Annotated in this window: 18 protein-coding genes; 3 read left to right on the top strand and 15 right to left on the bottom strand. The window is 65.7% G+C overall.

What is annotated here, in order from left to right; translation table 11 throughout:
* On the bottom strand, positions 1 to 548 hold a 548-nt coding region (locus EDE12_RS17470; protein ID WP_208326068.1), incomplete at its 3' end, for an ATP-dependent metallopeptidase FtsH/Yme1/Tma family protein.
* 286 nt (positions 549 to 834) lie between these two features.
* Between EDE12_RS17470 and EDE12_RS17465 the strand changes: the two genes are divergently transcribed.
* A complete protein-coding gene (locus EDE12_RS17465) occupies positions 835 to 2,499 on the top strand; it encodes a sulfite exporter TauE/SafE family protein (RefSeq protein WP_026599243.1) in 1,665 nt (554 codons plus the stop codon).
* A gap of 11 nt (positions 2,500 to 2,510) precedes the next feature.
* Here the strand turns inward: EDE12_RS17465 and EDE12_RS17460 are convergent, their stop codons facing one another.
* The 4 genes from EDE12_RS17460 to EDE12_RS17445 form a co-directional block, all read right to left on the bottom strand.
* Positions 2,511 to 2,804: a hypothetical protein gene (locus tag EDE12_RS17460; protein WP_024880866.1), complete on the bottom strand. Its 294-nt coding sequence runs from the start codon at positions 2,802 to 2,804 to the stop codon at positions 2,511 to 2,513.
* A complete protein-coding gene (locus tag EDE12_RS17455; protein ID WP_026599244.1) occupies positions 2,801 to 3,307 on the bottom strand; it encodes a glutathione peroxidase in 507 nt (168 codons plus the stop codon). Before EDE12_RS17455 ends, EDE12_RS17460 begins: the two co-directional genes overlap by 4 nt.
* Positions 3,308 to 3,488: 181 nt before the next feature.
* Entirely contained in the window at positions 3,489 to 3,971 is a 483-nt protein-coding gene (locus EDE12_RS17450) for a glutathione peroxidase (RefSeq protein WP_026599245.1), read from the bottom strand.
* 127 nt (positions 3,972 to 4,098) lie between these two features.
* On the bottom strand, positions 4,099 to 5,583 hold the full coding sequence (locus tag EDE12_RS17445; RefSeq protein WP_024880868.1) for a sigma-54 dependent transcriptional regulator: 1,485 nt from the start codon (positions 5,581 to 5,583) through the stop codon (positions 4,099 to 4,101).
* A 270-nt stretch (positions 5,584 to 5,853) separates the two neighbouring features.
* On the opposite strand from EDE12_RS17445, the gene EDE12_RS17440 reads away from it, so the two are divergent.
* Positions 5,854 to 7,704, top strand: a complete 1,851-nt coding sequence (locus EDE12_RS17440; protein WP_026599246.1) for a M3 family oligoendopeptidase — start codon at positions 5,854 to 5,856, stop codon at positions 7,702 to 7,704.
* 315 nt (positions 7,705 to 8,019) lie between these two features.
* Here the strand turns inward: EDE12_RS17440 and EDE12_RS17435 are convergent, their stop codons facing one another.
* From EDE12_RS17435 to EDE12_RS17385, 10 genes are all read right to left on the bottom strand, one after another.
* Positions 8,020 to 8,709 carry a hypothetical protein gene (locus EDE12_RS17435; RefSeq protein ID WP_036308957.1) on the bottom strand — a complete coding sequence of 230 codons (690 nt, stop codon included), beginning with the start codon at positions 8,707 to 8,709 and terminating at the stop codon, positions 8,020 to 8,022.
* 217 nt (positions 8,710 to 8,926) lie between these two features.
* On the bottom strand, positions 8,927 to 9,295 hold the full coding sequence (locus EDE12_RS17425) for a VOC family protein (protein ID WP_024880871.1): 369 nt from the start codon (positions 9,293 to 9,295) through the stop codon (positions 8,927 to 8,929).
* Positions 9,296 to 9,345: 50 nt separating this feature from the next.
* Positions 9,346 to 10,272 carry an ROK family protein gene (locus EDE12_RS17420; RefSeq protein WP_026599247.1) on the bottom strand — a complete coding sequence of 309 codons (927 nt, stop codon included), beginning with the start codon at positions 10,270 to 10,272 and terminating at the stop codon, positions 9,346 to 9,348.
* A gap of 80 nt (positions 10,273 to 10,352) precedes the next feature.
* Entirely contained in the window at positions 10,353 to 11,138 is a 786-nt protein-coding gene (locus EDE12_RS17415; RefSeq protein WP_026599248.1) for a pentapeptide repeat-containing protein, read from the bottom strand.
* A complete protein-coding gene (locus EDE12_RS17410) occupies positions 11,135 to 11,935 on the bottom strand; it encodes a hypothetical protein (RefSeq protein ID WP_026599249.1) in 801 nt (266 codons plus the stop codon). Before EDE12_RS17410 ends, EDE12_RS17415 begins: the two co-directional genes overlap by 4 nt.
* 26 nt (positions 11,936 to 11,961) lie before the next feature.
* The gene (locus EDE12_RS17405; RefSeq protein ID WP_026599250.1) at positions 11,962 to 13,653 is read right to left on the bottom strand and encodes an OmpA family protein; all 1,692 of its coding nucleotides are present in this window, start codon (positions 13,651 to 13,653) and stop codon (positions 11,962 to 11,964) included.
* Positions 13,654 to 13,766: 113 nt separating this feature from the next.
* The gene (locus EDE12_RS17400) at positions 13,767 to 14,141 is read right to left on the bottom strand and encodes a hypothetical protein (protein ID WP_026599251.1); all 375 of its coding nucleotides are present in this window, start codon (positions 14,139 to 14,141) and stop codon (positions 13,767 to 13,769) included.
* Between the two features lie 76 nt (positions 14,142 to 14,217).
* On the bottom strand, positions 14,218 to 14,889 hold the full coding sequence (locus EDE12_RS17395; RefSeq protein ID WP_024880877.1) for a hypothetical protein: 672 nt from the start codon (positions 14,887 to 14,889) through the stop codon (positions 14,218 to 14,220).
* A gap of 115 nt (positions 14,890 to 15,004) precedes the next feature.
* Positions 15,005 to 15,745: a sulfite exporter TauE/SafE family protein gene (locus tag EDE12_RS17390; protein ID WP_134188198.1), complete on the bottom strand. Its 741-nt coding sequence runs from the start codon at positions 15,743 to 15,745 to the stop codon at positions 15,005 to 15,007.
* Positions 15,746 to 15,820: 75 nt separating this feature from the next.
* On the bottom strand, positions 15,821 to 16,492 hold the full coding sequence (locus EDE12_RS17385; protein WP_084768568.1) for a TetR-like C-terminal domain-containing protein: 672 nt from the start codon (positions 16,490 to 16,492) through the stop codon (positions 15,821 to 15,823).
* 370 nt (positions 16,493 to 16,862) lie between these two features.
* Here EDE12_RS17385 and EDE12_RS17375 point away from each other — a divergent pair, with 370 nt between their 5' ends.
* On the top strand, positions 16,863 to 20,327 hold the full coding sequence (locus EDE12_RS17375) for an acyl-[ACP]--phospholipid O-acyltransferase (protein WP_026599255.1): 3,465 nt from the start codon (positions 16,863 to 16,865) through the stop codon (positions 20,325 to 20,327).
* The last annotated feature ends 9 nt before the right edge of the window (positions 20,328 to 20,336 follow it).

The raw sequence follows: 20,336 nt of genomic DNA, 5'->3' as shown, positions 1-20,336 counted from the left end.
TGGAATTTCTGCGGATCGCGCAGAAACTCGACGATCTCCTGAAGGTCTTCCTTGGCCTCGTCGACGCCGGCGACATCCTCGAAGGTGACGCGGCCCTGCGTCTCGGTGAGCAGCTTCGCCTTGGACTTGCCGAAGCCGAGCGCGCGGCCGCCGGCGCCGCCCTGCATCTGGCGGGCGAGAAAAATCCACACGCCGAGGAAGGCGATGAGCGGCAGCGCATTCAAGAACAAGGTCATCCACCAGCTGCCGCCGTCGCTCGCTGGACGCGCGCTGATGGCGACATTCTTCGCGGTCAGCCGCTGCACCAGCGACGGATCATTGGGCGCGTAAGTGGTGAAGGAGCGATTATCCGCGAAATGCCCGCTGATCTCGCTGCCGGCGATGGTCACGTCATGGACGCGGCCGAGATCGATCTGCGCCAGCAATTCGCTGAAGTTGATGTCGCGTCCGGCCGTGCGCTGGTTGCGCTGATCGAACAGCATGGCCAAAGCGACAGCGAGCAGCGCGACTATCGCGAATATCATGAAGGGCTTGTAATTCACTTTCATCGACGACCTCCGACGGACCGTCAGCCGGCCGCGGGAGACACATTTCCCGCGTCGACGGCGCGTGTCGCTTTTATGACCTTACGACAGCATTCCCAAGTCGCCAAATTAAATGCAGTCATGAGCCATGGCGAGAAATCATGAGCCGGGCCGCTGATCCGAGCGTCATCTTCGCCGTAGCCGCGCTCCGCCGCGCGGCCGAGACAAAAGGTCGCAGCGCCGCGGCGTCGCGGACGCCTTTTCCCGAGCCTGCGCTCGAACAGATATGATCTGTAAAGGAGAGCGGCGAATGGACGACCGGCTCACGAGCGTCGGCTCTGCGACGCTCGGCTTCCGCGCGCGCGGGATGCATTGCCACGGCTGCGAGCGCGCCATAGAGCGCGCCGTCGTCGAGCTCCCCGGCATTATGAGCGTGAAAGCCGATTATCCGACCGAGCGCGTGAGCGTGGCCTATGACCCCGCCGCCGTCACGCCAGAGGCGATCCGCGCCACGGTCGAGCGCCAGGGCTATCGCGCCGTCTCGACGGAGGAGCCCGGCGGCGGCCGCCTCGCCAAGATTCTCGGCGTCCTCCTCGGCCTCGCGGGCGTCGCTCTGCTGATCTTCATCGACACGCATTGGATCGGCGAGGCCGGCGCGCCCGATATCGGCCGCCATATGAGCCTCGAGCTGATTTTCCTGCTCGGCCTGCTCACCGGCTTTCATTGCATCGGAATGTGCGGCGGCTTCGTGCTGAGCTATACGGCCGATGACGCGCGGCGCGGGCGTCCGTCCTATCGCTCGCATCTGCTCTATGGCGCGGGCAAGACGATCTCCTACACGGCGATCGGCGCCTTGTTCGGCCTCGTCGGCGCCTTTATCGCCTTCACGCCCATGCTGCGCGGCGTCGCCGGCGTCATGGCCGGCGCGTTTCTGATCGTCTTCGGCCTCAACATGCTCGGCCTGTTCGAGCCGCTCCGGCGCTTTCGCTTCGCCCTGCCCGCGCCCCTTCAGCGCTATGTCGATCGGCGCGCGTCGGGCTCGCATCGGCCCTTCGTCATCGGCCTCTTCAACGGGCTGATGATCGCCTGCGGGCCTCTGCAGGCGATGTATGTGATGGCGGCGGGAACCGGCAGCGCGCTCGAGGGCGCCAAAATGCTGCTCGCCTTCGGGCTCGGCACGCTGCCCGTCATGCTGAGCTTCGGCGCGCTGTCGACGCTGGTCTCCGCCTCGCTGACGCATCGCCTGCTGATGGCCTCCGGCGCGATCGTCGTGGCGCTCGGCGCGGTGATGATCAATCGCGGCATGATCCTCACCGGCTGGGGCTATGATTTGCAATCCATGATCGGAACATTGCGCGGCGCGGCGGAACGCCCGATCCTTTCACCCTCCCCTGCGCCCACAACCGCGCCCGCTGTGGGGCCGCAAGCTTCGGCGCCGCAGCCGCGCGCCGCCTATCAGACGATCGAGATGGATGTCGTCGCCGCGGGCTTCTCGCCCAATCGCTTCATGCTCACCAAGGGCGTCCCCGTGCATTGGGTGATCGACGGCAAGGAGATCACCAATTGCAATAAGCGCATCGTCGTTCCGAGCCTCGCCCTCGAATTCGACGTGAAGCCCGGCGCGCAGACGATCGAGTTCACGCCGCGCGAGGCCGGCGTCATTCACTGGAGCTGCTGGATGGGCATGCTGCGCGGCGAGTTCGACGTGCAGGACGCGCCCGCGCCGGCCATCGCCGCGACGACGCCGCCGCCACAAAAGCCTGCGGATGAAAGACCGAGCGCGCGCTCAATGGCGCATGACGTCTATCGGGCGCATGACGACGTCTATCGCATCGCCGCCGGCGACACTCTGCGCGGCGTCGCCGTGAAGCTCTATGGCGACGGCGCGCGCTGGAAGGAGATTCTCGCCGCCAATCCGGGGCTCGATCCGCGGCGGCTGAAGCCGGGCGAGACGATCCACGCTCCAGGACGGTGAGACGCGAACGCTCACACCAGATATTTCGGCAGCTCGCGCTCGAATTCCGGAAAATACAGCGAGATCACGCTCACATCGAATTGCCCGAGGATCTGCTCCTTGGGCTCGCGCTCGAGCAGGAAGCGGAAGGCCGCGTCGAGACATTGCTCGGCGCTGGAGACGCCGCCGCCCAATCGCTCGGCGAGCACGTGCGACATGGTCACGCGATGGCGCGACTTGCTCGCCGCATCGCGCACCACGACATCGAAGGTGAGGGTCTTGGGAGCGCCATTTTCGCGGCGCGCAATATCGATCGCGATGGTCATGCAGCCTCCGCCAGAAGCGTCTCTATATCCGCCGCGATCGCCTGCGGCCTGTCGGTCGGCGCATAGCGCTTCACGACGCGGCCCTTTCGATCGACGAGAAATTTGGTGAAATTCCATTTGATCGCCTGCGTGCCGAAAATTCCGGGCGCCTGCGCCTTCAAGAAACGATAGAGCGGATGCGCCTTCTCGCCATTCACGTCGATCTTGGCGAAGAGCGGAAAGGTGACGTCATAGCTCGCCGAGCAGAAGGCGCCGATGGCGGCTTCGTCGCCGGGCTCCTGATGGCCGAATTGGTTGCAGGGAAAGCCGAGCACGGCGAAGCCGCGGTCGCGATAGGCGCGCCACAGCGCCTCGAGCCCCTGATATTGCGGGGTGAAGCCGCATTTGCTCGCGACATTGACGATCAGCAGCGCCTGGCCGGCCCAATCGGCGAGGCTCGCGCTTTCGCCGTTCAGGCGACGCGCTTCGAAATCATGGACGCGATTCTCGCGGACAGGGCTCATGGCCGAGGCGACCTCTCGACATATCGCCTCGATCGCGGCGCGCGAGGGGCTCCCCGAACCGGCCGCTGAACGGCGGATCGGCGGAGCCCACTCGACCAATATGGCGCAGACTCGCGATTTCGTCACTGCGCCCGTCGGCTTCACCCATTGGGGGGAGCCGATGGCGGGCGCTTTCCGCCTCTCACGCCTCGGCGAGCAAAGCGTGAATGTCGGGCTCCATCTGGCGCGGCGTGTTGGTCGCCTGGAAGCGCTTCACCACATTGCCCTTGCGGTCGATGAGGAATTTGGTGAAGTTCCACTTCACGTCTTCCGCCGGACCCGGGTCCTTCTCCTTCAGCAGCTTGTAGAGCGGGTGCTGATTGTCGCCATTCACCTCGATCTTGCTGAACAGCGGGAAGGTCACGATGAAGCGGGTCGAGCAGAAGGTCTTGATCTCCTCGTCCGTTCCCGGCTCCTGATTGCTGAACTGGTTGCAAGGGAAGCCCAGAATGACGAACCCCTTGTCGCGGTTCTCGTTCCAGATCGCCTCGAGGCCATTGTATTGCAGCGTGAAGCCGCATCTGCTCGCCACATTGACGATCAGGATCACCTTGCCGGCGTAGTCGCCGATCTTGACGGTTTCGCCGTCGATCGTGCGCGCTTCGATATCATAGAGCTCGGACATGACTGAGAAGGTCTCCGTTCTGCGCGCCGGCGCCCGAGAGCGCGCGGCGCATTCTGGGCGCAGAATGGCCGCGAGCGGTTCCTTGGGCAAGCCGGGAAACGCCTAAATTCGCGGCGCCTTCGCCTCTTCAGGCGGCGTCCACATTCTCGTCCATCTCCTCGCCGAGCCCGTACTCCTTCATTTTGCGGTAGAGCGTCGAGCGGCCTATGCCCAGACGACGCGCAATCTCGGACATCTGGCCGCGATAATGGACGAGGGCGAATTTGATGACCTCGGCCTCCAGCTCCTCGAGACGGCGCATGTCGCCATGCGGTCCGAGCAGCGCCATCACATTTGGATCGCGAATCTCGACGCGGACGATCTCCCGCTCCGGCGTGGGGCCGGCCGAGACGGGCGCGGGCGCCGGCGGCACGCGGGCGGAAAAGCCGTCCACATGGGCGGCGATCTGCGGGAACTCGTTGACCGTCAGTTCGTCGCCATCGGCCAGCACCACGGCGCGGAACACGGCGTTCTCGAGCTGGCGGACATTGCCCGGCCAGTCATAGCTGGCGAGCAGCGTCGTCGCCTCATGCGATATGCCGCGCAGGCGCTTGTTCTCCTCCGCCGCGAAGCGGATGGCGAAGCGGCGCGCCAGATCGCCGATATCGTCGCGGCGCGCGCGCAGCGGCGGAATGGTGATGGGGAAGACATTGAGGCGGTAGAACAGATCCTCGCGGAACTGGCCGCGCTTCACCTGCTCGATCAAATTTTGATTGGTCGCCGAGATGAGGCGAATGTCGACGCGCACCGGACGCTTGGCGCCGACGGGGTCGATCTCCCCCTCCTGCAAGGCGCGCAGCAGCTTCACCTGCGTCTCGAGCGGCAATTCGCCGATCTCGTCGAGGAAGAGCGTGCCGCCATTGGCCTCGAGGAATTTCCCCGAATGCTTCTCGGTCGCGCCGGTGAAGGCGCCCTTCTCATGGCCGAAGAGGATGGATTCGACGAGATTGGCCGGCAGCGCCCCGCAATTGACCGTGACGAAGGCCTTGCCGCGGCGATCCGAGCCGCCCTGAATGGCGCGCGCGACGATCTCCTTGCCGACGCCCGACTCGCCCTCGATGAGCACCGGAATATTGGAATGGGCGGCGCGCTCGCCGAGGCGAATGACGCGCGCCATCTCCTCGCTGCGCGAGACGAGATCGCGGAAGGTCAGCGCGCCGTCCCTGCGGCGATTGACGCGGCGCAGTTCCCCGGCGAGGGCGTCTGCGGACAGCGCATTCTTGATGGAGACCTGCAAGCGCTCGGCGCCGACCGGCTTCACGACGAAATCATGCGCGCCGGCGCGCATCGCCGAGATCACCGTCTCTATGGAGCCATTGGCGGTCTGCACGATGACGGGCACGTCGATCTTGAGGTCGCGCATGCGCGTCAGCACGCCCATGCCGTCGAGATCGGGCATGACGAGATCGAGAATCAGCAGATCGACCGGCGTCGCGCCATTCTGCGTCAGCCGCGCCAGCGCCTGCTCGCCGCCCTCGACAGTCTCCACCTCATAGCCGAAGCGCCGCGCCGAAGCCTCGAGCAAGCGGCGCTGGACCGGATCGTCGTCGGCGATCAGAATCGTAGAAGTCATTGATCCTCTTGAAATCTCTTAGGCCTGCGCGGCGTGGGCTCGGGCGGATCGCGACGATCCGCAGCGTGCAATAGAGGACGTGGACGACGCCACCTTCCGGCCATGCTCGGAGATCAGGGTAAAGGCGTCGTTAACGTGAGCCTCGCCGTCGGGACGAATCCGAAGGCCGGGGACGGGAAAAGCTCCTGTGCGGCCTGCGACTTGCATTTTTTCCGTTCCGTGCCCGATATTCGGCGAAGCGCCCTTCATCCTCAACTCCCGGTTCGAACCATGCCGCATCTTCACGCCCGCGTCCAAGCCCCTCTTCGCGACGCCGCCTCCGAGGCTCAGGCCGGCGGCCCCGGCCCCGCGCTCCCCGAATGGAATCTCGCCGATCTCTATGCCGCGCCCGATTCGCCGGCGCTGGCCGCCGACATTGCGGCGGCGGAGAAGGAAGCCTTAGCCTTCGCAGCCGAGCTTCGCGGCCGCCTGAGCGAATTGGCGAGCGGCGCGGCGGCGAGCGAGACGCTCGGCGAGGCCGTGCGGCGGTATGAGGCGCTACAGGACCTGTTGGGCCGAATCATGTCCTATGCGGGACTGATCTACGCCGGCGACACCACCGATCCGGCCCGCGCCAAATTCTATGGCGACATTCAGGACAAGATCACCGAAATCTCCACGCAATTGCTGTTCTTCCAGCTCGAGCTCAATCGCATCGACGACGCAATTCTCGACGCCGCAGCGGCGAAGGCGCCGCTCGCGCATTGGAAGCCCTGGCTCGAAGATATTCGCATGGAGAAGCCCTATGAGCTCTCCGACGAGCTCGAGCGTCTCTTCCACGAAAAATCCGCCACCGGCCGCGCCGCCTGGAACCGTCTCTTCGACGAGACCATCGCCTCGCTGCGCTTTTCGATCGGCGGCAAGGAGCTGACGATCGAGCCTGCGCTCAATCTAATGCAGGATTCGCGCGAGGAGGTGCGGCGCGAAGCCGCGCTCGCCGTCGGCGCGACGCTGAAAGCCAATCTGCGCACATTCGCGCTCGTGACCAACACGCTCGCCAAGGACAAGGAGATCGGCGATCGTTGGCGCGGCTTCAAAGACGTCGCCGACTCGCGCCATCTCTCCAACCGCGTCGAGCCGGAGGTGGTGGAGGCGCTGGTCGCGAGCGTCACAGCCGCGCATCCGCGGCTCTCGCATCGCTATTACAAGCTCAAGGCCAAATGGTTCGGCAAGGAGGCGCTGGACTATTGGGACCGCAACGCGCCGCTGCCCTCCGTGCCTTCGCATAATTACAGCTGGGACGAGGCGCGCGACATCGTTCTCACCGCCTATTCGAGCTTCGCGCCGCAAATGGCGGAGATCGCCTCGCGCTTCTTCGATAAGAGCTGGATCGACGCGCCGGTGCGGCCCGGCAAGGCGCCGGGCGCTTTCGCGCATCCGACCGTGCCTTCCGCGCATCCTTATGTGCTGGTCAATTTCCAGGGCAAGACGCGCGATGTGATGACGCTCGCCCATGAGCTCGGCCATGGCGTGCATCAGGTGCTGGCCTCGCGCCAAGGCGCTCTGATGGCGCCGACGCCGCTGACGCTCGCCGAGACGGCCTCCGTCTTCGGCGAGATGCTGACCTTCCGCTCGCTATTGGCGCAAACGACCGACGTCGAGAAGAAGCGCGCGCTGCTCGCCGCCAAAGTGGAGGACATGCTCAACACTGTGGTGCGGCAGATCGCCTTCTATTCCTTCGAGCGCAAGGTCCACACCGAGCGCAAGAATGGCGAGCTCACCGCCGATAAGCTCTGCGAGCTGTGGATGAGCGTGCAGAGCGACAGCCTCGGCCCGGCCATTCGGCTCGGCGAAGGATATGAATCCTTCTGGGCCTATATTCCGCACTTCGTGCATTCGCCCTTCTATGTCTACGCCTACGCCTTCGGCGATTGTCTCGTGAACTCGCTCTATGGCGTCTATCAAAAGGCGGAGACGGGTTTCGCCGAGCGCTATTTCGGCCTGCTCGAGGCCGGCGGCGCCAAGCCCTATAACGAGTTGCTCGCGCCCTTCGGCCTGGATGCGCGCGATCCCGCCTTTTGGGGCATAGGCCTCGAGATGATCGAAGGGCTCATCGCGGAGCTGGAGGCGATGGAGGGGTAATTGGTGGACCCATCGCGAGGAGTGGAGCGACGAAGCAGACTGCAAACGAGGCAATGTCCAGGCGATCGCTTTACAGCAGGGCGATCGGGTGAAGGTTTCCTCATCCTGAGGAGCCCGCGCAGCGGGCGTCTCGAAGGACGAGAAAACCTTCATGCGCCGCCTTCTGGAGCTTGCCCTCGTGCTTCGAGACGGCTCCTGCGGAGCCTCCTCAGCATGAGGGCGAGGGTGCTTGCTCTTCACCCGATTGCCTTGCTTCGGACAGGCGTTCTTCTTGACGCCTTGTTTCGTTGCAGGAATCGAGTCGCAAGTTAAACGCTATTCCAAAGCGGACTGGTCCTCATCATTTGACCATATACCGTCTAATTCCCCGATGAACGTTGGCATGATATCCGAGATGCGGTTGTATGCGTACTCGAACACCCCGAGAGAACCCAGCACACTGTTTATTAGCATTTTTTTCGTTTGTTCCGCGCCCCTCATTCCCCGACCAAACGTCGTGACCATTTTCGTGTAATCGGTATCCGAATACAGTCCAAAGACCCCTCGCCAGTTCGGATGCGCAAATTCGCAGAGGCTATCATAGCTAGCTCGGATGCCCGGTATTTGCTTGTCCACTCGATCTATACACGTCAAGACATTGAACGCCTCTGGGAAATCCTCCCACAGTCGTGAACCCATCAACAGGCGCATCAAGATTGCGTCAAATTCCGATGCCGAGTGCTTCTCCCGATCGTCCAGCGCTTCCATGAGCCTCCAAGCAAGCGCACTACTTTCGGTTATTGCGCGGCAAAGGATGGCCGCCACCGCAAAGTCATTGCGTTCGATAGCATCACAAGCATTTCTCGACAGTTCCTCAGTCCGCCAGATCAGGGCTTCTCGTGCACAAAGCAGCTTCATTGGAGCCTTTGATCTTACACCCAACGCGGCCACGTCAACCGAAGTGGGCAGACTGTCTCGCAACCTATCAGCGAACTCTCTCACTTCGGACAAGTCGTCTCGTTGCATTGGTCCAAATCTCCTCCGAGTAATCAATCAAGTGGCAAGTATGTCGGATGATTCACGATCACCAACGCTGCAGGGAGTGAGGTTCACAGCAAAGATCGCGACGAAGGCCGCCAATTTGAAGGTCGATATTCTCCACTGGCCAATCATGACGCAGTTCGCTCTCGGCAGCTTCCTGTTAGCCGCGATGAAAATTCACGCGCTGAAGCGCGAGCCGCATTCACTCCACATTCTGCGCGATGCGCCACAGCACGCCCGATGGATCGTGCAGCGTGAAATCTCGCATACGCCAAGGTTGGAGCCGCACCTCTGAAACCGCGACGCCATAGCGCGCGGCGATTCCCACCTCCTCGACTTTCGCCCGCCACGCGTCGACATCCTCGACGAGCAGATGCAGCATCAAATTCTCGGCGAATTCCTTCACGTAGAAATTCTGCAGCAGGAAGCTCACAGTCTCGTGATGGAAATAGGCGACGCCGTCGCCGTCGGAGGCGAGCGTGAAGCCCAAATCCTGATAGAAGCGCTTGGAGAGCTCATAATCCTTCGCAGGAACGAATGCCTTCAATTCGATCGTTCGCAAATTGGACATGAACAGCCCCCGAGAAACGGAACGCCGCTCATCCTATCAGGAAAAGCGCATCAGCTCCCGCGATCCGGCCCGCCCCACAGCCAAGCCGCGCCGCGCACGCCGCCCGAGTCGCCATGGACATTGCGCAATATGCGCGTGTCGATGGCGTCCGAGAACGCCTGCTTCTCGACCAGATCGCGCAGACCCTCATAGATGAAATCGATATTGGATACGCCGCCGCCGAGCACGATGACATCCGGATCGAGCAGATTGACGATGCCCGCCAGCGCGCGCGACAGGCGGTCGCGATAGACTTCTAGCGCATGGCGCGCCGCCGCCTCGCCCGCTGCGGCGCGCGCGGCGATCTCCTCGCCATTCGCCTGCGCGCCGCTGCGCTGGCCATAATCGAAGGCGAGCGCCGGGCCGGAGAGAAAGGTCTCCACACAGCCGTAATGGCCGCAATAGCAGAGGCGCCCGGGAAATTCGTCCGGCGTCATCCAGGGCAGCGGCGTATGGCCCCATTCGCCCGCCACCTTGTTGACGCCCTGCAGAACCTCGCCATCGACGACGATGCCGCCGCCGACGCCGGTCCCCAATATCACGCCGAAAACACTGCGCGCCCCCGCCCCGGCGCCGTCGACTGCCTCCGACAGGGCGAAGCAATTGGCGTCATTCTCGAGCCGCACCGGGCGCTCGAGCAGCGCCTCGAGATCCTTGTCGAGCGGCCTGCCGTTGAGCCCTGTGGTGTTGGAGTTCTTCACGAGGCCGGTGCGCGGCGAGATCACGCCCGGCGTGCCGACGCCGACGCTGCCGCGCCCGCCGATCTCGCGCTCGAGATCGAGCACGAGGCCGCCAATGGTCGCCAGAACGGCGGCGTAATCATGAGCGGGCGTCGGCGCGCGCCGGCGCGCCAGCGTCTCGCCCATAGGACCCATGGCGATCGCCTCGGTCTTGGTGCCGCCGAGATCGACGCCGATGCGGAAGGGTTCTCTTGTCATCGCCCTTCGTTCATCTATGGCGGCGGCGCGATCGGGCAGCCCCCGCCCCTATAGTCTTTCGCCTCGGCGCGTTTCCAAAGCTATTGCAGATAGGCGCGATCGAGATCGACCGCGCCCTTCAGCGTCGCGGCTACGCCTCTGTCGATCCTCACGGAATCGAGCGACAGGCCCTCGGCCTTGGTTCCCTCGAAGCGGGCGCCGGTGAAATCCGCGCCGGCGGCGTCGACATCCTTCAGCGAGGCCTTGTCGAAGATCGCGCCCGGCGCCCGCGCATAGCGCATGTCGGCGCGGGAGAGATCGGCGTCGTCGAAATGCGCGCCGTCGAGCTGGGCGGAGCGCAGAACGGCGCGCATCAGCCCCATGGATTGGTTCTTCATATCGGCGGACATATCCGCGCCGCGGAAGGAGGCGCCGCGCAGATCGGCGCCCGAGAGATCGGCGGCCACGCGGCTCTTGGAAAAATCCGCCCCCTCGGCGCGGGCGCGCTGCAGCTGCGTCGCGAAGACATGCGCGCCGCGCAGGCTGGCGCCGGAGAGATCGGCCTCGAGCAGCCAGGCCTGATCGAGGATAGCGCCGTCGAGCTTGGCCCCGGCGAGCCGCGCCTTCACCAGCCGCGCGGCGCGCAGATTGACGCCGGAGAGATCGAGGCCGGAGAGATCGAGCCCGTTGAGGCTGCGCATGGAGAGATCGAGCGTCTCGCCCGGCTTCGTCGCCGCGAGGCGCGCCTCTATGTCGGCGCGCGTGAATTCGGACTGCGAATAGGCGGGCTGGGCGAGATCGACATTGCGCAGCATGTCCTGCGCCGGCGCCTCCGCAGCGACGACGCAGAGCAGCAGCGACGCTCCGAGAAGATGCCCGCCTCTCATTGCGCCTGCGCCCGCTCTGCGGCCGGGGCGCTCCTGGCGGCGGCGAGCTCCTTGGCCTGCGCCACCCAGCGGCCGCGCTCGGGACGGCCGGGAACCGCGAGCGTCGCGCCGATCCAGGCGACATTCTCGGAGGACCAGCCGGCGATCTGATCGAAATGATAGACGCCGAGCCCGTGCAGCTTCTCGACGCTCTTCGGCCCGAGGCCCTTGATCTTGGCGAGATCGTCCGGCCGGCCGCCGCGCGGTCCCGGCAGGCCTTCCGGCCGCTGGCCCGGCGCCTTGCGCTCGTTCTCAGCGGGACGCGGCGACCCAGCGCGCCGCCGCGGCTCGGCGACCGGAGCCGGCGCCTCGGTGAGCGCGGTTTCGGGCGCGGGCGGCTCGGCTGCGGCGATCGGGTCCACGGCGACGGGAGCAGGACCCGGCGCATTCTCGACCAGCGTCGCCGCGGCGCCGCGAAGCGCCACATGGGAAACATCCGCATGCGGCTTTCGCTTCGCCGGCGCGGCGGGAGCCGCGGCCCCGAACAGCAGCCTGACGCCGCCGCCGAAGGGCAGGCCGATCAGATAGGCCGTGGCGAGCAGCAGCCCCAATTCGAAGAGGAGGCCGTTGCGGCCGGGAATGGTCTGCAGATTGGCGAGCAAAAAGCCGCCGGCGAGCGCGAAGGCCGAGGCCACCACGACGCCATGGCCGGCGAATGTCGCGCCGGCCTCTTTCTTCGTCGTCCAAAAGCCGATGACGAGCCCCAGCGCGAGCGCGGCGGCGAGCCATTGCGTGGAGGCGGCGAGCAGATAGAACATGGGTGTTCTCCCTCGAAAGCCCCGGATCACCGGATCGAGAATTCGATGCGACGGCCGCTCTCGTCGACCGCCGCAGCGCCCGAGGCGGAGAGTCGCGCCGCTTCGACGCCCGCCTCGATGAGATAAGCGCGAACCGCCTCGGCGCGATGGAGGCCGATGGCCTCATTCTCCGCATTCGAGCCGGCGCCCGCGAAAAGTCCGACGATATCGACGGCCGCGCCCGGGCTGCGCAGCAGCACGAAAGCGAGAGCGTCGACGACTGGGAAGGATGTTTCCGCAATCGTGTTGTCCGCGCCGAAGGAGAGCCCTTTGGCCGCGGTCTCCGACAGAGCGGCGTAGAGCTGTGTCGGCGGAATCTCGTCCTTCGTCGCGAGGCCGAGCCGCGCGGCGTGCTCATAGCCCTCCGGCAGCTCGCGGAAGAGGCGCGCGCGAATGTCATATTGCGCCTTGGCGTTATAGGCCGCGCCTTCCACCGCCAGCTTGCGGTCGGAGAGCGCCGCGACGCCGGAGTCGAGCCGCGCCAGCGCCCGCAGAGCCGCGCTCGCCGCCTCGGCGAAGCCCTTGGGCGCGCCATCGGCTATTGCGAGATCGACCTCCACCGCATCGCCGAAATCACGCTTGGCCTGCTCGGCGATGCGCGCGCGCGTCGCCGCGTCCGGCGCGAAGCCGGCGAGCGCCAGTCCGCTCTCCTGCTTGCGCGCTGTGAACACGAAAGGCGAGACCGCGCCCGCCGCCACTGTCACCCTGCCGAGGCCAAAGCTCTTCGGCAGCGCCGAGCGCAGGCTCGCCTCGACGGCAGAGGCGCCGACATTGGTCTTGCCGGAGCCTTCGATGGAGACGACGCCATCGGCGATGGAGGCCTTGCCGCTCGACAGCTTGGCGAGCTCGTGCAGAGCCGCGCTCGCCGCTGCGGCGAAATCGCCGGGCGCGCCGCCGGCGACGCGAGTCTGATCGCTCGCCTTGCCGAGACTGGCCGCCTCGGCGATGAGAGTCTCGCGCGTCGTCTCGCTCGGCGCATAGCCGAACAGCGAGACGATCTCGCCGGCCTTGGCGGCGCTCCAGACGAAAGGCGAGACGCGCGGCGGCGCGATCTCCGCCTTTACCACAACGCCCTCGGGCGGGGCTTTCAGCGCCGCCTCGGCGCGATCATAGCCCTCGAAGCTGGCGGCCGCGCCCGTCACCGACAGAGCGGCGTCGCTGACCGACACTCTGCCGTCGCCTATGGCGTCGAGCAGAGCGACGCCATAGGACGCGAGCGCAGCGTAATTCTTGGGCGCGCCCAGCGCCGAGATCGACGCGTCGGAAAGCTCGAGGCCCTTGCCCGCCGCCGCGTCGCGAACGGCCGCGCGCTCGCCGGGGACGGGCGCATTGCCGGAGAGAGCGAGCGTCTTGCCCTTGCGCTCCAACGCGAAGACGAAAGGCTTGGCGAGAGGCGGGGGCGTGGTGGCGTCTAAGATGGAGCGCACGCCCTCCTGCAATTCGACGGTCCGGACGGCTTCGGCGACGGCGGCCGGCGAGAGGACGACGCCGGACAGGCGAATGTCGCGCCCGTCCACGGCGACGCTTGCGCCTTCGATCGCGCCGGGGGATTTGTCGAGCGCCGCGCGGACGCGATCGCCCAAATCTTTTTCGATCTTCTCGACGTCCGACGTCGCGACGATCGTGAACAAAGCGGCCAGCACGGGCAGGCCGATCCACCATTTCGTCGGCTGGATCATGGCTTCCGTCGCTCCCTGGGGCGAGAATCATTACGTAACGGGCACAGTTCTACCAGTCGAGAGGCCGCAGACCAACTCGAGGGAAGCGCGTTGCCGCGTCGCAGGAAGCCGATTCAGCCCTTTTTCTTGGACGGCTGCTCGCCCGGCTGGGGCGGCGGCGCGGGGTAGAGCTCGATCGCCCGATCGATCGTCCAGAAGCAATCCAGCGCGCCGGAAGGACGCACGCACCACAGCGGGCCGTCGCGCTGATCGACGTCAACCTTCTGATCGCGCATGAGCTGCACGCATTGGCCGGCCTGCAGCTTGCCGCGGAAATAGGCGGGGTCGTCCTTGGCCGCCTTGTCCGCGGCCGGACGAAAGGCGCGTTTTATGTCCGCCTGATCGCGGCAGGCGAGAACTGCGCCGCGCGCGGCCGCCGCCTGCGCCGCCGAGGCGAGGCCGAGCGTGACGAGAATGGTGACGGCGACGACGGCGCAACGGGCGTACATGCCGCGAATCTAACGCATTGGCGCGGGCATTTCCAGCCGTGTCCGCGCTTGGAAATTCGGTGATTTTCGGCGCCGATCACGATTTTGCGGGGCCGGTCCGCCGCTCGATCTCGGTTTTCACCCTTTTCCACAGATCGATCGCGCGCGGCTTGGCCCATTCATAGCCCTCGATGGCGCGCGGACGCCCCCAATCATAGAGCGCGACGCTCCATTCGCCGAGCAGCCGGCCCGTCGCCTTGGCGAAATCGACGCCCTTGTCGAACCAGGGCAGGAATTGGCTGTCCGCCGGAATCTTGGCTCGCGCCCAGGCGACGGCGTCCGCGACGATCTGCGAGATCGCGCGCCAGAGCTGGTTCCAGGGCTCGTCCACCGGCGTGCTCGTCACCTTGTCGCGGTAACGCGCGAACTCTCCCGCGAGCGTCGACTTGGCGCGGCGCTCGTCGTCGAGCTGGCGCTGCAAAGCGGCGGCGCGCTTTTCCGCCTCCTGCGCCTGGCGCAGGCCGCCCTCGGCCTTTTGCGCGTTGCGCTTGGCCTCGAGCTGAGCGTCGTCGATCTCGCGGGTCGATTCGTCGACCTGCAGCGCCATCGACTCATATTTGGAGAGCACGTCGTCGCGCTGCTCGATGACGCTACGCAGAAGCGAGACGAGCGCGTCGCGCCCGAGCTTGTCGTAATCCTCGCCGGCGGTCGGGGTCGCGGCCGCCACAGCGGCGCTTCTATTGCGATTGTCGGACAGTTCGGCCTCCATCGACTTTTTCGCGCCGCGGCCTATGCGCCGGCGCTTCGCCGATGTGGTTAGATAAGGAGGCGGCTGCCGCCGACCAGCCGTGCCTTCCCGTCACGACGGCGCGAGGAGAAACGCCTCACGGCGCGCGCTGGAACAGGCCGAAGGTCAAGAGCGCGCCAATGACGACCACGATGATGCGCAGCCATTTGTCTGGAATGTGATGCAACATGCGCGCGCCGGCCACGCCGCCGATCGTGGCGCCGAGCGAGGTGACGAGCGCCTGGAGAAGGTGCAGATCCGGCGAGAACAGAAATATCGCCACGGCCGAGGCGTTCATCACCGCGGCGAGCACATTTTTGGTCGCGGCGGCGATGCGCACATTCTGCCCCGCCATGGTCAGCGCCGCGACCATCAGAAAGCCGATGCCGCCGCCGAAATAGCCGCCATAGACGGAGATGAGGAATTGCGCCACGCCGGCGCCGCGCGTCGAAAGATGCGCATTGGCCTCGCCGGGCTTGCGCAGAAAGCTGCCATAAGCGAACACCACGGTCGCGAACAGAACCAGCCAGGGCACGAGCTTGGCGAAGAAGGCGGGCGGCGTCAGCAGCAAGATCACCGCGCCGACCGCCCCGCCGACGATGCTAATGATGAACAGCGTGCGCAGGCCGAGGCCGGCCGCGCCGCGCGAGAGATCGCGGCCAGCCCAGCCGGTGGCGACCTGCGCGGGAAACAGCGCGACGCAGGATGTGACATTGGCGGCGCGGGCGTCCATGCCGGTGAGCATGAGCATCGGCAAAGTGAGAAAGGAGCCGCCGCCGGCCAGCGCATTTTGCGCTCCCGCCCACATTGCGACGAAAAAGAGCAGAAACAGCAGCATGGATCGGGGCGCCTTTTAAACTTCCCAAACCCGATATTTCAGGTCGGGCTCTGGAAGGCAAGCCATAGCTCGAAATCAGTCTTTTCGGGACGCTTCGCCGCAGGGCCGCGCGGTCGATCCAGCCGCGAAGGCGCGCACCAGCCGCTCGAGCTCGCCCTCCAGCGTCGCCTCGGACATTGGCGCGAGCTTCTCCTCGAGGCCGAGCGAGACGACCCCATGCACGGCGGAAAACAAGGTGCGCGCGAGCAGGACGCGCGAGGCCGCCGGCTCGTCCGGCAGCAGGCGCGCCAGCGGCGCCTCGACCAAAGCGAAAAGCCGACCTTGATCCTCGAGATACCAGGCCGGCGCGGGGCGGCCGCCGGCGAGCCTATGCTCGAACAGCGCCCGCCACAGCGCCTTATTGGCGCGGGCGAAGGAGAGGTAGCCGCGCGACAGGCGCAGCAGCTCTTCCGCCGGCTCGGGCGCCGGGCCGGGCGCCCCCGCAAGGCCGTGCTCGAGTCGCGCGAGCGTATCCGCGCCGATGCGCAGGATCAGATCGTCGAGATCGTCGAACACATTGTAGATCGCGCCCACGGCGCAGCCCGCGGCGGCGGCGAGATCGCGCGCCTTCAAATTCTGCAACCCACCCTCGGCTATGGCCGCGCGGCCCGCCGCCACCAGCCGCGCGCGCAGATCGGCGCGGCGCGCGGAGGTCTTGGCGCCGGGGCGCTCCACGGAGTCGGATTCAGTTTTTTGAACGTCGTTCATTTTTCTCTTGAGCGCTGTTCAGATCGTGCTATGGTCACGCCTGAACGATGTTCATAACAGGAGGCCACGAATGTTCAAGCCGCCTTTTCGATGACAGTGCGCGCGCGCCCCCTCCCCGACCCTCCCCCGCTTTGCGGGAGAGGAGGCGGACTCGGCGCTTCATCGAAAATTTCGCGTCACGTGCCGCTTTCCCTCTCCCGCCAAGCGGGGGAGGGTGAGGGAGGGGGCCGTCCGAGCCCGAGAATCTCATCGCCGCGGGCCGCGCCCGCGGCGTAGTATGTGCGGGCGCGCAACGCCTGCCGACCAACCCATCCTTAAACAGAATCGGCGAAACCTGCATGTTCTCGCCGCGCGCCGACGGAATTCACCCATGTCCGATCATCTGCTCCTCACCAAACGTTTCGCACCTCTGTTCTGGTGCCAGTTTTTCGCCGCCTTCAACGACAACTTCCTCAAGAACGCGCTCGTTCTGCTCATCTTGTTCAAGATCGGCGGCCATGAGGGCGAGTCGCTCGTCACGCTGGCCGGCGCCATTTTCATCGCGCCCTATTTCGTTCTCTCGGCGCTCGGCGGACAGATCGCCGACAAATACGACAAGGCGCTGGTCGCGCGTCGCTTGAAATTCGTCGAGATGGGCGCGGCGCTGATCGCCGTCGCCGGTTTCGCGCTCTCTTCCGTTCCCGTGCTCTTCGCCGCGCTGTTTTCCTTCGGCGTGCTCGGCGCGCTGTTCGGCCCGGTGAAATACGGCATTCTTCCCGATCATCTGCGCCAGGAGGAATTGCCGGCCGGCAATGCGCTGGTGGAAGGCGCGACCTTCCTCGCCATTCTCACCGGCACCATCGCCGGCGGCCTCGCCATGCATGGCGGCGGCGAGCCGATCATCACCACCATCGGCGTCACCGCCGCGGCCGTCGCCGCCTGGGGCGCCGCGCGGCTCATTCCCTCCACCGAGCGCGCCGCGCCCGATCTTCGCATCGATCCCAATATTCTGCGCTCCACCGCCGTGCTGCTGCGCGAATTGTGGAAGGACAAGCGGCTGTGGCGCGTCGGCGTGGTGACGGGAATTTTCTGGCTCGTCGGCGTCATCGCCATGTCGCTGCTGGCGCCGCTGGTGACGCATGTGATGCATGGCTCGGAGCTGGTCGTCACTCTGTTCCTCGCCGTCTTCGCCATCTCCATCGCGGTGGGCTCCGGCCTCGCCTCCTTCCTGCTGGCGGGACGCATCGTGCTGCTGCCGGCGGCGATCGGCGCGGCGATCATCGCCGGCGCCTCGCTCGATCTCGGCTGGACTCTCGCGACGCTCACGCCGCAGGAGGCGACGACGCCGCTCGAGATCGCCGAATTCTTCGAGCTCTCCGGCGCCTGGCGCGTGACCATCGATCTCGCTTCTCTCGCCATCGCCGGCGGGCTGATGATCGTGCCGAGCTTCGCCGCGCTGCAGGCCTTTGCGCCGGCGCAAGAGCGCTCGCGCATCATCGCCGCGGTCAATGTGCTCAACGCCGCATTCATGGCGGGCGGCGCCTTCGCCGTCGCGCTGCTGCAGAGCAAGGGCGTCTCCGTGCCGGATCTCTTCCTCGGCATGGGCGTCCTCATGGCGCTCGCTGCGATATGGATCTACAAAGCGGTCGTCGTTTCCCCTTTTCGTGACGCCCTGTCGATCATCTTCCGCGCCTTCTATCGGCTCGAGGTGAAAGGCTTCGGCAATTTCGCCAGGGCGGGCAAGAATCCGATCATCGCGCTCAATCATGTGAGCTTCCTCGACGCCGCCGCCATTCTCTGCGTGCTGCCGGTCGATCCCGTCTTCGCCATCGACTCGACGATCGCGACGAAATGGTGGGTGCGGCCCTTCCTGCGCTATGTGCGCGCCATTCCGCTCGATCCGACGCGCCCGCTCGGCACGCGCACGCTGGTCAATGCGGTGAAGAACGGCGATCCGCTGATCATCTTCCCCGAGGGGCGCCTCACCGTCACCGGCAGCCTGATGAAGGTCTATGACGGCGCCGGACTCATCGCGGAAAAATCCGGCGCCTGGGTCGTGCCAGTGCGCATCGAAGGACCGGAAGCGACCATGTTCTCGCGTTTGACCCGCGAGCAGGCGCGCCGCCGCTTCTTCCCCAAATTCACGCTCACCGTGCTGGAGCCGACGCGTCTCGAGGTCGATCCCGCATTGCGCGGCAAGGCGCGGCGCATCGCCTCCGGCGCGGCGCTCTATGAGATCATGTCCGATCTCGTCTTCCGCACCAGCCCCATCGACCGCACGCTGCATCAGGCGCTCGTCGACGCAGCGCGCGAGCATGGCGCCGGCCGCGTCGCGACCCAGGACCCGATCACCGGCGCGCTCACCTATAAGCGCATCATGATCGGCGCCCATGCGCTCGGCCGCAAGCTGCAGCGCATTTCGCAAACGGGCGAGGCGCTCGGCGTCATGCTGCCCAATTCCAACGCCGCCGGCGTGACGATCTTCGCCGTCGTCGGCGCCGGGCGCGTCGCGGCCATGGTGAATTTCACCGCCGGCGCGGCGAACATCGCCTCGGGTCTCAAATCCGCGCAGGCGACGACGCTGCTGACCTCGCGCGCCTTTGTGGAGAAGGGCAAGCTCGACGCGCTGATCGCCGCGCTCGATAAGGAGTTCCGCATCGTCTATCTCGAGGATGTGCGCGGCGAGATCACGCGCGCCGACAAGCTCTCCGCTCTGCTGCGTCACAAGCGTCCGCTGGAGAAGCGGAGCCCCGATGATCCGGCGGCCATTCTCTTCACGTCAGGCTCGGAAGGCGCGCCCAAGGGCGTCGTGCTCTCGCACAAGAATCTGCTCGCCAACGCCGCCCAGGCCGCGGCGCGCATAGACTTCGGCCGCACAGACAAATTGTTCAGCGTGCTGCCGGTGTTCCATTGCTTCGGCCTCAATGTCGGCTTCATCCTGCCGATCGTCTCGGGCGTGCCGGTCTATTTCTACCCTTCGCCGCTGCACTATAAGATCGTGCCGGAGCTGGTCTACAACGCCAACGCCACAGTGCTGCTCGGCACTGACACATTCCTCAACGGCTATGCGCGCGTCGCGCATTCTTACGACTTCCGCTCGCTGCGCTATGTCATCGCCGGCGCCGAGCCGGTGAAGCAGGGAACGCGCGACGTCTATCTCGAGAAATTCGGCATTCGCATTCTCGAGGGCTATGGCGTCACCGAGACGGCGCCGGCGCTGGCGCTCAACACGCCCATGTTCAACCGCTTCGGCAGCGTCGGCCGTCTGCTGCCGGGCATGGAGCTGCGCCTCGAGACTGTTCCCGGCGTCGCCGAGGGCGGCCGTCTCTTCGTGCGCGGCCCCAATGTGATGCTCGGCTATCTTCTGGCGGATAATCCCGGCGTGCTCGTGCCGCCGGCGCAAGGCTGGCACGACACGGGCGACATCGTCACCGTCGATGCGCAGGGCTATATAAAAATTCAGGGCCGCGCCAAGCGCTTCGCCAAGATCGGCGGCGAGATGATCTCGCTCGCCGCTGTGGAGACGCTCGCCGCGGAGCTGTGGCCCAATTCGCTGTCGGCGGCGGCGCGCGAGCTCGATCCGCGCAAGGGCGAGCGCATCGTGCTGGTGACGCAGCAAAAGGACGCCACACGTCCCGAGTTCCTCGCCTTCGCCAAATCGAAAGGCGCGTCGGAGCTGATGGTTCCGGCGGAGTTCATGATCGTCGACAAATTGCCGCTGCTCGGCTCCGGCAAGCTCGACTTCGCGGGCGTCGCGACAATGGTGCGCGACCGCAACCGTTATGTTCTGCCCAGCCCACGCATTCCGAACGGCCTCGGCCGCATCGTCGGCGATGCGACGACGCAGAACGCCTGAGACGAAAGG

The organism is Methylosinus sp. sav-2, from assembly GCF_004366495.1.
Classification (GTDB): domain Bacteria; phylum Pseudomonadota; class Alphaproteobacteria; order Rhizobiales; family Beijerinckiaceae; genus Methylosinus.
Note: the sequence above shows the minus strand (reverse complement) of the source record. Positions and strands in the feature narration are given on the sequence as shown.

Coding starts and splice junctions, on each gene's coding strand:
- EDE12_RS17465 (WP_026599243.1), top strand. CDS start 835: ATGGACGACCGGCTCACGAGCGTCGGCTCTGCGACGCTCGGCTTCCGC.
- EDE12_RS17460 (WP_024880866.1), bottom strand. CDS start 2,804: ATGACCATCGCGATCGATATTGCGCGCCGCGAAAATGGCGCTCCCAAG.
- EDE12_RS17455 (WP_026599244.1), bottom strand. CDS start 3,307: ATGAGCCCTGTCCGCGAGAATCGCGTCCATGATTTCGAAGCGCGTCGC.
- EDE12_RS17450 (WP_026599245.1), bottom strand. CDS start 3,971: ATGTCCGAGCTCTATGATATCGAAGCGCGCACGATCGACGGCGAAACC.
- EDE12_RS17445 (WP_024880868.1), bottom strand. CDS start 5,583: ATGACTTCTACGATTCTGATCGCCGACGACGATCCGGTCCAGCGCCGC.
- EDE12_RS17440 (WP_026599246.1), top strand. CDS start 5,854: ATGCCGCATCTTCACGCCCGCGTCCAAGCCCCTCTTCGCGACGCCGCC.
- EDE12_RS17435 (WP_036308957.1), bottom strand. CDS start 8,709: ATGCAACGAGACGACTTGTCCGAAGTGAGAGAGTTCGCTGATAGGTTG.
- EDE12_RS17425 (WP_024880871.1), bottom strand. CDS start 9,295: ATGTCCAATTTGCGAACGATCGAATTGAAGGCATTCGTTCCTGCGAAG.
- EDE12_RS17420 (WP_026599247.1), bottom strand. CDS start 10,272: ATGACAAGAGAACCCTTCCGCATCGGCGTCGATCTCGGCGGCACCAAG.
- EDE12_RS17415 (WP_026599248.1), bottom strand. CDS start 11,138: ATGAGAGGCGGGCATCTTCTCGGAGCGTCGCTGCTGCTCTGCGTCGTC.
- EDE12_RS17410 (WP_026599249.1), bottom strand. CDS start 11,935: ATGTTCTATCTGCTCGCCGCCTCCACGCAATGGCTCGCCGCCGCGCTC.
- EDE12_RS17405 (WP_026599250.1), bottom strand. CDS start 13,653: ATGATCCAGCCGACGAAATGGTGGATCGGCCTGCCCGTGCTGGCCGCT.
- EDE12_RS17400 (WP_026599251.1), bottom strand. CDS start 14,141: ATGTACGCCCGTTGCGCCGTCGTCGCCGTCACCATTCTCGTCACGCTC.
- EDE12_RS17395 (WP_024880877.1), bottom strand. CDS start 14,889: ATGGAGGCCGAACTGTCCGACAATCGCAATAGAAGCGCCGCTGTGGCG.
- EDE12_RS17390 (WP_134188198.1), bottom strand. CDS start 15,745: ATGCTGCTGTTTCTGCTCTTTTTCGTCGCAATGTGGGCGGGAGCGCAA.
- EDE12_RS17385 (WP_084768568.1), bottom strand. CDS start 16,492: ATGAACGACGTTCAAAAAACTGAATCCGACTCCGTGGAGCGCCCCGGC.
- EDE12_RS17375 (WP_026599255.1), top strand. CDS start 16,863: ATGTCCGATCATCTGCTCCTCACCAAACGTTTCGCACCTCTGTTCTGG.